Consider the following 12,153-nt stretch of genomic DNA (forward strand, 5'->3'; position numbering starts at 1 on the left):
CGACCAAAACATCAATATGTTCATTGATATTTTGGTCGTTTTGTCAACAATCTGATAACTCTATTACTAGCTAGTAGTAACAGAGTTATATCTTTTTACAGTATTTATTTATAAAATATTATTTTTTACTAAATATACTTTTAACGAAATTTAAAATTTTAGCTTTACGACTTGTTTCTTTATTGGCTAGCATTTTTTTAACGAAGTCAGGCATTTCAGGTTTTTCACCGTCTTTTTTATTAGCCAGCATTTTTTTTACGAAGTCGGGCATTTCGGGTTTTTCACCATCTTTTTTATTAGCTAGCATCTTTTTAACGAAATCAGGCATTTCGGCTTTTTCTTTATCCATTTCGTTAAATGTTGTTTGTTCTGGATTATGATAGATAAAAGGATTATCTTTGTTACCATTAACTGCAGAAACTAGAGCTTCTATTAAACGAGAGTCATAGTTAGGCATTGGAGGTCTATGGTATGCTACTCCAAATTCTTCGCAAAGTTCACGACATTCAACATCATTATCAAAAAGAACTTCAATGTGTTCACTTATAAAACTAAGAGGTACAAATATATAGTGTTTTGGATGTTCTTTTTGGTCTCTTAAATATTCTAGTACATCAGGTTTAATCCATGGCATACCAATATCACTTTCACTTTGCCATGTGTTTGTATAGTTATCTTTATCAAGACCTATTTTCTCTGCAATTAATTTGGTCATATCAAAGATTTGATCAACATAAGGATCGTTATATTTCAAAGCAATTTCAGGTACACTGTGTGCAGAAAAGATAACTTTAAAGCTATCATTTTTAACTTCTGTATCGATAATTTTTTTGATTTCATCAGCCCAAAATTCAATTAATTTTTCTTCTTTATACCACGATTTTATTATATTAAATTTAATTTTATCACTCTTAATAAATCTTTCATATCCCATAATAGAATAGAATGAATAATGAGGTTCTAAAATTAAACAAATACATTCTTCAATGTTGTCTTCTTCCATTTTTGAAATTACATCAGGGATGTATGGAGAAGAGAACTTATTTGCGAAGTATACTTGATATTTATCTCGTACAGCTTCTTTTAATAGCTCAACTTCTTTAAGTGTTATTTCTTGAAGGGGAGAACCTTCTATGCGAAGATAGTTTTTTAATAGATGATTTATTTCTTCATCGTTAGGGCGTACCCCTCTTCTAATATTTGTGAAAAATTTTGCTACACCTTCGAATGTGTACTCTTCAGGTGTTCCATATGTCATAACTAGAATGGCTTTTTTCATTGTTTAACCTCTCATAATTGTATAGTTATATATGATTATATCACTTTTTGTACTAAAACACACGTATTATTATATTGTTACAGAAAAATTATTATTGATTAAGATTCGAATTAGTCAACTTAGTATTTCTAGACTGTTATATTTGTGAAGAAATTATGGCGAGATTAATGATAATAGGAACCAATGTATAAAGTACAAGAAAAGATTAAAAAACTATTGCAAAAATACTAGAAAAGTTATAATATATAAGATAACTAAAAAGTACACTAATAAGAGAGTTTTAAAATCTCCAATTGGTAGTTATAAAAAGGAGGAAGTGTTTAAGTGAGAAAGAAAATATTAGGAGCAATAACATTTATGGCTGCTGTAGGTGGAGTTATTTATATGAAAAATAATCCTAAGTATAAAGAAATAGTTAGAGTCGTAAAAACTGCAGATGCACGTGGTTTTTATGAGAAAATAATTTTAGAAAAAGATAAATTGGCGTTTACGGCGAAGTCGAAAATAAAAGATTATAAGATTGATTATGAAAGTATTAGAAGTGTAGGAGAAAAAATTTACGCTAGACTAATAGTTAATAATGATGAGAAATTAAATATTGATACGGTACTTGATGAAAAAGATGTGAATGTAGAAGAAGTAGCACACTCGGAAAAATTAGATGATTTATTAAAAAAATAGCAGTTAAGGGGGCAGAAAATGATTTTTTTTATTTATCTGCCCCCTTAACTTGGATTTTTTTGGATAAGTATGCTAAAATTTATTTAGAAATCATTTAATTAGGGGGGGATAGAAATGGAATTATATAGAAGAGAGTTGTATTTGAAAAGAATAAGGAATTTTTATGATAGTTCAGATATAATAAAAGTAATTACAGGAGTTAGGCGTTGTGGAAAATCTTCTTTGTTAGAGGTTATCAAATTAGAACTTATAGAAAGAGGAGTACAAGAGGAAGATATAATTTTTATTGATTTAGATAGCAAGAAGTATAGAAAAGTAAAAGATGCAGATAAATTGGAAGAAGTAATTGATAATTTATCGATAACTCAAAATTTAAAATATATATTTATAGATGAGATCCAAAATGTTAAAAATTTTGAAGAAATAATTAATGCATATAGAACAGAAGGCAATTATTCTATTTTTATTACTGGTTCTAATTCATATCTATTAAGTGGAGAGTTAGTAACTAAGTTAACGGGAAGGTATATAGAGATAGAAATGTTTCCATTAAATTTTTCCGAATATATAGAGATGAAAAGGTTCTATAATAAAATTGTTAATGATAATTTGCAACTAGAGTTGAACAACTATATTCATGATGGAGGTTTTCCAAGAAGTATTTTCATAGATGAGATTGGGGATAAGAGAATGTATGTTTCATCCATTGTTAGAGAAATATTTGAAAAAGATATAAAACAAAGAGTAAAGGTTAGAAATGTTGAGGCTTTTAATGTAGTTAGAGATTTTGTAATAAATAATTATGGAGCAACTTTGAGTATAGCGAGTATACATAGAGCTTTACAAGGAAATGGATTGATAATAAAGAGAGAAACTATTAGTAGATATATAGATGAATTAGTAAAGTCAAAAATTTTATATCAATGTGATAGATTTGATATGAAGTCTAAACGTTCTCTAGCTGGAGAAAAGAAATATTATTTAGCTGATACAGCATTTTATTTTGCTGTGAATACGGATAATAGAATTAATTATGGTCCGGTTCTGGAGAATATTGTATATGTATATGCCAGAAGTAATGGATATAGTGTTAGTGTTGGAAGAATAGGAAAGTTAGAATGTGATTTTATTCTACGTGATTCAGATATGAATTATGCATATATTCAAGTTGCGTATACTATAAATGAAAGTTCAGAAACGGCAACCCGCGAATTTAAGCCGTTAGAAATGATAAAAGATAATTATCCAAGATATCTCATGACTACCGACTATTTACTCCAACAAAACAATGGTATAAGACATGTGAACTTATTAGAGTATATAAAAAATAATAATAAGTTTTAAAAATAGCAGTTAAGGGGGCAGAAAATGACTTTTTTCATTTATCTGCCCTCTTAACTTGGATTTTTTGGATAAGTATGCTAAATAATTTCCTAGAAAATTTAATAAAAAAGGAATCCTCCATTACAGTAAGGTGAGTGTAATGGAGGAATTTTTCATGGTTAAATTAATTTATTTAGTTTTATTTTTATGCAAAACGACTGCGAATACTTGTTGGTATTGATCTATAAACACTCTTAGTAACGAAGAATAAGAATGTTACTAAAGCACCTTTTATTAGGTTGAATGGTACGATACCAACAGCTACAATAGTTTTTACGTTAGTCACAATATCAGCTAAGTTCATGATATATCCATAAGCTGGAAGTAACACGAAGTAGTTAAGTAGTGACATGAATAATGTAATTGCTAGTGTTCCTAAAATACCACCGATAATAGTTTTAACTGTACCTTTTTTGTAGAAAAGTACGATAATACTGATGAAAGTAAATTCAACTACGATATTGGCGATCGATCCGATTGGTTCATGTGATAATAATGCGAAGTGTAGGAAATTTTTTAAGAATGACACTAGAAGTGCATCTTTATATCCTAATAATAACAACGCCATGAACAGCGGGATAAACGTGAAATCAAATTTTAGAAATGGTGGCAAGAATGGCACAGCAAAACTAAAAAAAGATAGAAGTAGAGCAATAACTGCAAGCATTCCACTTAGAACAAGTGAATGAACATTTTTTTTGTACATATTAAATCCTCTTTCCTATCTTCATAGGCAAAAAATAACCGCAATACAATTTTTAATAAGGTGCAATTCAAATCTCTTAGAAATAAAAAACACCACTTTAAAAATTTTAAAGCGGGACTGAAAGGTACGAAAAATAAGCATTGCACAATACATTGTATAATAAATATACATACGTAGTAAGGTTATATGTGCAAGTTTATTAATTCTATATCTTCTATCATCCAGACTGTACTGTCGGTTTTGGAATTTCACCAAATCAGCTTGCGCTCGCGGACTTTAACCGCCGGTCGGGAATTTCACCCTGCCCCGAAGATAATTTAATTATTTATTATAGGTTTATTATAAACCTAAGACTAAAGTTTGTAAAGAGAAAAGGCTTAACTTTTTAAAATAGATAAAAGTAGCTCAGAAATAAATCTTCCGAGCTACTTAAATTATTTATTATTCTACTGTTACTGATTTAGCAAGGTTACGTGGTTTATCCACATCTAAACCTTTAGTGTAAGCTGCATAGTATGCGAATAATTGTGTAACAACGATACTTGCGATTGGAGCAAGATCTTCATTTACGTTAGGGATTGCGTAGTCACCTTTACGAGCTAATTTTTCTAATGTAATGATTAGAGTATTAGCTCCACGGCTAGCTACTTCACTTACGTTACTACGTGTATTTAAGTCTAGTTTTGCACTTGTGATAAGAGCTACAACTGGTGTTCTTTCTTCGATAAGAGCGATTGTACCGTGTTTTAATTCTCCTCCGGCAAAACCTTCTGTTTGAATGTAAGAAACTTCTTTAAGTTTTAAAGCTGCTTCACATGCACTATAGTAGTCAATTCCACGTCCGATGTAGAATGCATTACGTTCAGTGAATAAGTTTTTAGCTAAGTCTTTGATAGTTTTTGTATCATCTAAGATTGATTCGATTGCTGAAGTAATTACTGATAATTCTTGCTCGATATCAAATTTAGGTTGTTTTGAAAGTTGTTTTGCTACTTCGTAAGCTAGTATACTTAATGTTGCGATTTGAGCAGTATATGCTTTAGTAGATGCAACCGCAATTTCAACCCCTGCGTGAAGTAATAATGTGTAGTCACATTCACGAGATAGAGTTGACGCATCAACGTTAGTAAGTACTAAGAATTTATAATCTTCATTTACGCTGCGTAGTTTTGTTAATACTGCACGAAGGTCAGCTGTTTCTCCTGATTGAGAAAGGAAGATGAACATTGGTTTTTTAGATAATAATGGTACGTTATAAGCAAATTCTGATGCTAGGTGTACTTCTGTTGGGATACCAGCCCATTTTTCGAAGTAGTTTCTTCCTACTAAACCAGCGTTATAACTTGTACCACATCCGATGATGTATAGTCTATCAGCATCTTTTACGTTGTTAATAATTTCGCTGTCAATATTTACATCGTGTCCATCGAAGTAGTGAGAGATGATGTTACGCATAGCTCCTACTTGTTCGTTAATTTCTTTAATCATGTAATGTTCGTGGATACCTTTATCGATTTCTCCAGCGTTTAAGTTAGTTGAGAAGCTTTCACGCTCTACGACATTACCTTCTTTGTCTTCGATAGTTACACTATCTTTTTTCACGATAACAATTTCACCATCGTTGATTTCTAAGAAGTTGTTAGTGTACTTAATCATTGCTAAAGCATCACTACCAACATAGTTTTTATTTTCTTCTCCTAGTCCAATAAGAAGTGGACTTTTGTTTTTTGCTACATATAAAGTGTCTTTATCTTCTGTGTCGATTAAACAAAGTGCATAAGATCCTTGTAATTTAGATACAGCTTTTTTGAAAGCTTCTTTAGTTTCAAGACCACGATCGCTGTATATTTGAACTAATTGAACGATAACTTCAGTATCAGTTTCAGAAACAAGTTCCACATCTTTGAAAAATCTATCTTTAAGTTCTTGGAAGTTTTCGATAACTCCATTGTGAACTAAGATGAAACGTTTGTTAAAGCTTTGGTGAGGGTGAGAGTTAGTTACGTTTACTCCACCGTGAGTAGCCCAACGTGTATGACCAATACCTAATTCTAGGTGAAGATCTCCAGGGATTAGGGCTTCTAAGTTTTTAATACGACCAACAGCCTTTGTTACATTAGCCTTACCATCCACAACTCCTGCAATACCTGCTGAGTCGTATCCACGGTACTCAAGACTACTAAGTCCATCGATTAAAAATTTAACTCCATTTGCTTCTCCAACAAATCCTACAATTCCACACATATTAAAAATTCCTCGCTTTTTTCTTTATTTAATTAATCTCTCATAGAAAGTACTATGAAATTTATATTCACTCAAAAATATTATACTCCTCTTAGTTTATGTTAATCTAAAAGAAAGTAATATGAGTCTAATAGAGAGAGGATAATGATTTTGAAGGGCAAGTTTTTCGCGTCATTCTTCCTTAAAAACTAAGTTGCTATTGCATACGCTGTAGCTATGAGTTAATCGTTAGGTTTCTTGAATCTAAAAGATGAAAAGAAACCTTATCGAGTAACTTAGACAACAGCTACTCAAAATATAAGGAATGTAATGACGAAATATTTTGTTAGTAGCCACTGTAAGTATCTTGTCGTCACTGTGTTCCTAAAGATACTAAGGTACACCCCAGCAGTGGCAACTAAAGTTTTTCGCGTCATTCTTCCTTAAAAACTAAGTTGCTGTTGCATACGCTATATCTAAATATTTCGTCGTCTCTTCGTTCCTAGAAATATTAAGATCTACCCCATTGTACATTATCTAACGAAACTCTCTGGTTCCGAAAAAGCATCCGCCGAATTTTCGATAACTTTTTTCCTCGTCAACTAAGCTCAATTTAACCTTTAGAACTTAGTTCGGGCGCTATAATTATAAATTCAAATTACCTCCTAGTTATTTAATCGTCCATATTATTATACTAGATGAGAAGAGCATTGTAAACTAAAAGGATATATTTACATAAACTCAAATATTAAAATAAAGCATCTGGAAATTTAACCCTAATTTTTAGAAAGATAGAAATATAAGGATCACTAATAAAAAAACCTACTTACTTTTACAGTAAGTAGGTTTTAATGTTATTATCGTTGAGAATCAGTTGCTACTTCTTTAGCATTTTTCACTTCATCAGGAAGATTGATTTCTTTAACATTATTTACGTTAGAATATTTGATAATTTGTTTAATTTTCATCGTAGTTGGGTTTGAAGTATCTTTAGTAGCAAGTTCCATTGTTACTTCGTTGTTAACAGGTGTAAAGTCTTTAGTAACAACCAGTTTAATTGAAACGTTTTTGAAGTCTACATTATTAAAAGCACTAGCAGTAACTTCACTTCCTGAAGATGCATTAGCGATAGCAACCATAAGATCTTTGAATTGGTCACCATTTCCTGTGTATGTTAATACATAGTTTCCATTTTCTTCAGTTTTCTTGAAATCTTTAGCGATTTTTTTATAGAATTCTAAAATTTTATCTGAATTAGCAATCTTTTTAAGATTTTCAAATTGTGCAGTTATATTGTTGTTTGAGCTTTTTACCCATCCATCTTGTCCTGTTGATTTTGCATAAGCTGTTCCATCTTTGATGTATAATTCTAATGTTTGGCTTTGTCCTTGAGCTTTTACATTAGTAGTTGCTTTCATTGCAAGTGGATCCATGATTAATGAACCAGATACAGTATTTTCAATTGTTTGGTTTTGTTCACCAACTAAAATTTCAGATTGGTTTGTAGCTTCGAAATCTGTACTCTTAATATTTTTAGATGATTCTACTGATTTATTGACGATTTGTTCTGCGGAAGTTCCCATGCCACAAGCAGCAAGAGTAACTGAAAGAATAACCGTTGCAATAAGCAATAGATATTTTTTTAGTGATTTTGTCATGTGTCTCTCCTTAACATTAATTAAAATAGACTAGTATAAGGAATCTATTTCTATAAATTTATTTTTATAGCATTATTTTATCATATTATAGCCGATATTACTATATTATAAAACTATTTTTTAAATATCTGTAATAAATAATATAGGTCATAAATAAGGAGGCTATTTTTATTCAATATTTTTGTAAAAATAATAAATAATCTATTGACTTATATCAATGATGGATATATAATTATATCAAAGATAGATATATCAATGATGGATATAGATAAAGAATATCTCTAATTAAGTTAGGAGGGATAAGATGGCAAAGTTAAGCCCTTATGAAACGGGCGAATTAACGGATAGTATATTTTTTACACTTCTAGTTTTAATAGAACCTATTCATGGTTATTTAATAATGCAAAAGGTGGCAGAAATTACTGACAATAATATTATTATCGGCCCTGCAACAATGTATACGACTTTAGGGAAAATGGTTTCTGTTGGCTGGATAGAAGATAAGGAAATCGACAATTCGAAAAAAGAATATCATATTACTCCAAAAGGTATGGAAGTTTTGGAGAAAAATTTAAAACTTCGACAGTTTTTACTAGATGTAGCTAAGAAGTTTATAGGTGGTGGAAGTGATGAGTAAATATAAGGTGATACATGCCTTTGCTTATACAAATGCAAGTATTATGAGAAAATTAGAAAGATATAGTGCAGAGGGCTGGCATTTTAAAAAATTTCTAGTGTTCTTCGTTTTATTAGAAAAAGGAGAAAAAGTTAATTACAAATACGAACTGGTATATGATAAAAAGTTCGATGCAGAACGTCAAGAGTTCTACAGATTTAACGGTTGGAAAGTGGTTAGAAATAGTTTTTTCTGGCAAGTATTACGTGGTGAGCCTACAGCAACTACACTATACACAGATAATCTGAGTGAAGATTACATGTGGTTATATAGAATAAAATTTAATGCGAAAATTATGTTAGGATGTATGATATTATCTTTGCTGGCATATTTTATAAATAAATATTTAATGCCATCAGAAGTAATGGATTTTATTTTTAGAATGAGTGCAGTAGGCGCTGTGGGAGTGGTTATTACTACAGGATTTCTCTATATAAATTATTTATTTTTGAAGAGAAGAAAGGATTGAATTTATGAAGTATAAATATGTTCCGGTATTTATAAGTTATGATAAAGTAGCGGATAAAATGAATCTCCTTGCTGCTCAGGGGTATGAATATGATAAAGAGGCTATAGTGGCAATTAGAATGAAGAAAGTTTCTGAGACTAGCGATAAGCAATATAAGTTTATCTTTGATAAAAACTTTACACCAGAGATAGAAGAGTATTATAAAGCAACTGGTTGGAAGCTTTATAAGTTTCAAGTTTATAATTTGTTTAGACTTGCTGAAGGGACTTCGAGTTCTTATCCGATATATACTGATACCGAGACGGAATTAGAAATTGTTAAATATAGATTGTTAAGATTTATAGTTTTATTTATTTTAATAAGCATAGTAGGGGTATTGTATTTTACTAATATTAAATGGGTAATTAATAGTGGAATACCTGATGTGTTAGCCATGTTAATAGGTGGATTAATAGGTGGTATATTTGGTTACTGTATAAGTGGACTTGGAATGTTTTTACCGAAATATTTCAAGTTAACAAAAGAAATAAAAAATAATGACGAATAAAAAAGGGATATAACTTTTAATAAGTTAGGAAATGAGGTAAGGGCTATGATTTTAGAATTTAAAAATGTAGAGAAGAGTTTTGGTAATAAAAAGGTTCTTAAGGGAGTTAGCTTCACAGCGAAAAGTGGGGTGGCTAATGGATATTTAGGACGAAATGGTAGTGGTAAAACTACAAGTTTTAGAATTTTGTTAGATATATTCAAGCCAGATAAAGGTGAGATTTTATTAGACGGAAAACCTCTAGATCACAGTAAGGTGAAAATTGGATATTTACCAGAAGAACGTGGAATGTACGATGGTGTTGGACTAGTAGATCAGCTTACGTACTTCGGAATGTTAAAAGGCATGAAGAAGAAAGCAGCACAAACAGAAGCGAAAAAATGGTTAGAGTACTTCGAATTAGAAGATAATAAACAAGCATTAAAAACATTGTCTAAAGGTAATGCACAAAAAATTCAAATTATTCAAAGTGTTATGAATGACCCAGATATTCTTGTTTTTGACGAACCATTCAGTGGACTTGATCCGGTGAACGTATCGAAGTTAAAAGAAATAATTACAGACTTTATCAAAAAAGATAAACTAGTTATTTTCTCATCTCACCAAATGCCAGTTGTAGAAACATTCTGTGAAGACATTAATATACTAGAAAAAGGGGAAATTACTTTAAGTGGAAATCTAGATTATATTAAAAAACAACTAGGACATGGAAAAATGATCTTGAGTGTTAGTAACTTAGGAAAAGAAGAGTTGCTAGCTAATCTAAGATCTATACCATTAGGTATCGAATACTCATTAGTACCAGAGGGAGTACTTCTTGATTTTAAAGAAGAGGGATCTAAAAAAGAACTATTAGCAAAACTTGCAGGAAGCAGCTTTAATATAGAAGAATTTAAACTTTATAAACCATCGTTAGAAGATATATTCAAGGAACAGGTAGGTAAGTAGTTATGAAGAATTTTAGTACAGTATTTAATTTCGAGTTAAAACAATTTTTCGCAAAGAAAGCGACAAAAGTTATTATGGCAATATACTTCGTTATCGCTATAGGTATAACATTTGTACCATCGATTGCGAACAGTAATCTTTTTAAAGGTGATAGCAACGATAATTTCAATCGTAGTGCATATGTTGTAAAAGATGCAAATATTAAATTAGAAGATCTAAAAGAAGCTAAAAAATATGATAGTAAAGAGGCTTTAGAAAAAGACATTAAAGATAAAAAATTAGATGAAGGTATCGTCTTAACTAAAGACAGTTATGAATATTTATCTAGACAATCTATCTTTAGTAAAGGTAGCAGTGAATTCAAAGAAGCTTTTGGAAAGAACGTAGAAAAATTAGTCTATAAACAAAATGGTTTAGATTATGATAAAGTAACTAACGTGAAATCACATCTACCTCAACCTGTACCTGTGAACGTAAGTGGAGATTCTGATATTCAGACACAAGTAGTAAATGTCATAGTAGTTTATGCTCTTACATTTATTGTCTATATGACGGTAGTTCAATTTGGTAGTGTAGTTGCAACAAATGTTGTTAAAGAAAAAAGTAATAGAGCTATGGAACTATTAGTAGTCACTGTAAATCCTAGAACGTTAATTTTAGGAAAAGTACTAGCTTTATCAATTGCGGTACTTATTCAAATGGGCTTAATCATAGGTGGTTTATTTGCAGGTCTAAAAATTAATGGTTCTAGATATAGCGATAATATTAAACATATTATAGAAAACGTAGACTTGAAAGTCCTTGGTGTCGGACTAGTGTTTGCTTTAACTGGATTTGTAATGTTTATGTTTATGTACGCGGCATTCGCTTCACTAGTTAGTAAGATTGAGGATGTCAACGGAGCGATAACTTTACCGATGTTAACATTTATGGGTGCATTCTTCGCAAACTACTACATTATGGGTTCAACAGGAGACACTAAACTTGCGGAGATTTTATCATATGTTCCATTTACATCATATTTTGTAATGTTTACACGTTATGCAATAAGCAATGTATCTATTCAAGAATTAGGATTATCTTATGGTATATTAGCTGTAACTACATTACTTGTAGCATTTGCGAGTGTTAGAGTATATAGACTAGCAACATTAAGATATGGTCAAAAATTAAACTTCTTCAAATTGTTATTTGGGAAATAGGAGAAGTCAAAATAAATCAACACCACATAATAGATTATCTAGTATGTGGTGTATTTTGTATATCTGAGTTGACTATTTATAACTTGAGTTATAGTATTATTTATTCATTGCACTTATTTCATATTTATGTTAAAATAAAATCATAAAGAGAGAGCCGTTTGCACTGACTTTACTAATAATTTCTTAACTCACTACGTTCGTAGAAATTATAGTAGTCGTAGTATAAATTATTCGTAATATTTTTCTTCAGTCTTTGACTTTGAAAAATAAACGACTAACTTAAAAGACGGTAGCTCGAATAAGATAGTTTTAATAACCATCTAACCGGGTACTGCACCCAAAAAATTGGACAAAATATTCAGTTATTTTTGTTTAGTATTT

Annotated in this window: 11 protein-coding genes and 1 riboswitch; of the genes, 7 read left to right on the forward strand and 4 right to left on the reverse strand. The window is 30.5% G+C overall.

Annotated elements, in window-relative coordinates:
* Positions 1-118: 118 nt before the first annotated feature.
* On the reverse strand, positions 119-1,279 hold the full coding sequence (gene hemH / locus RYK99_RS08005) for a ferrochelatase (protein WP_314991634.1): 1,161 nt from the start codon (positions 1,277-1,279) through the stop codon (positions 119-121).
* A gap of 324 nt (positions 1,280-1,603) precedes the next feature.
* On the opposite strand from hemH, the gene RYK99_RS08010 reads away from it, so the two are divergent.
* Both RYK99_RS08010 and RYK99_RS08015 read left to right on the forward strand, forming a co-directional pair.
* The gene (locus tag RYK99_RS08010) at positions 1,604-1,960 is read left to right on the forward strand and encodes a DUF1310 family protein (RefSeq protein ID WP_314991636.1); all 357 of its coding nucleotides are present in this window, start codon (positions 1,604-1,606) and stop codon (positions 1,958-1,960) included.
* A 114-nt stretch (positions 1,961-2,074) separates the two neighbouring features.
* The gene (locus tag RYK99_RS08015) at positions 2,075-3,304 is read left to right on the forward strand and encodes an ATP-binding protein (RefSeq protein WP_314991638.1); all 1,230 of its coding nucleotides are present in this window, start codon (positions 2,075-2,077) and stop codon (positions 3,302-3,304) included.
* A 184-nt stretch (positions 3,305-3,488) separates the two neighbouring features.
* On the opposite strand, the gene RYK99_RS08020 is transcribed toward RYK99_RS08015, so the two are convergent.
* From RYK99_RS08020 to RYK99_RS08030, 3 genes are all read right to left on the reverse strand, one after another.
* Positions 3,489-4,049 (reverse strand): ECF transporter S component, encoded by a 561-nt coding sequence (locus RYK99_RS08020; RefSeq protein WP_314991640.1) that lies wholly within the window; start codon positions 4,047-4,049, stop codon positions 3,489-3,491.
* Between the two features lie 205 nt (positions 4,050-4,254).
* Positions 4,255-4,367, reverse strand: a riboswitch (FMN riboswitch).
* A gap of 123 nt (positions 4,368-4,490) precedes the next feature.
* Positions 4,491-6,293: a glutamine--fructose-6-phosphate transaminase (isomerizing) gene (glmS, locus tag RYK99_RS08025; RefSeq protein WP_314991642.1), complete on the reverse strand. Its 1,803-nt coding sequence runs from the start codon at positions 6,291-6,293 to the stop codon at positions 4,491-4,493.
* A gap of 836 nt (positions 6,294-7,129) precedes the next feature.
* A complete protein-coding gene (locus RYK99_RS08030) occupies positions 7,130-7,930 on the reverse strand; it encodes a DUF6612 family protein (protein WP_314991644.1) in 801 nt (266 codons plus the stop codon).
* Between the two features lie 304 nt (positions 7,931-8,234).
* On the opposite strand from RYK99_RS08030, the gene RYK99_RS08035 reads away from it, so the two are divergent.
* The 5 genes from RYK99_RS08035 to RYK99_RS08055 are packed head-to-tail and all read left to right on the forward strand — an operon-like array spanning position 8,235 to position 11,772.
* The gene (locus tag RYK99_RS08035) at positions 8,235-8,567 is read left to right on the forward strand and encodes a PadR family transcriptional regulator (protein WP_314991645.1); all 333 of its coding nucleotides are present in this window, start codon (positions 8,235-8,237) and stop codon (positions 8,565-8,567) included.
* A complete protein-coding gene (locus RYK99_RS08040) occupies positions 8,560-9,075 on the forward strand; it encodes a DUF2812 domain-containing protein (protein ID WP_271966301.1) in 516 nt (171 codons plus the stop codon). The genes RYK99_RS08035 and RYK99_RS08040 overlap by 8 nt, the downstream gene beginning before the upstream one ends.
* A 4-nt stretch (positions 9,076-9,079) precedes the next feature.
* Positions 9,080-9,622: a hypothetical protein gene (locus tag RYK99_RS08045; protein WP_314991647.1), complete on the forward strand. Its 543-nt coding sequence runs from the start codon at positions 9,080-9,082 to the stop codon at positions 9,620-9,622.
* A gap of 45 nt (positions 9,623-9,667) precedes the next feature.
* Positions 9,668-10,570, forward strand: coding sequence for an ABC transporter ATP-binding protein (locus RYK99_RS08050; protein ID WP_271966299.1), 903 nt, complete (start codon positions 9,668-9,670; stop codon positions 10,568-10,570).
* Positions 10,571-10,572: 2 nt separating this feature from the next.
* Positions 10,573-11,772: an ABC transporter permease gene (locus RYK99_RS08055; RefSeq protein WP_314991649.1), complete on the forward strand. Its 1,200-nt coding sequence runs from the start codon at positions 10,573-10,575 to the stop codon at positions 11,770-11,772.
* Positions 11,773-12,153 lie beyond the last annotated feature (381 nt).

This window comes from uncultured Gemella sp. (genome assembly GCF_963537375.1).
Lineage (GTDB): Bacteria > Bacillota > Bacilli > Staphylococcales > Gemellaceae > Gemella.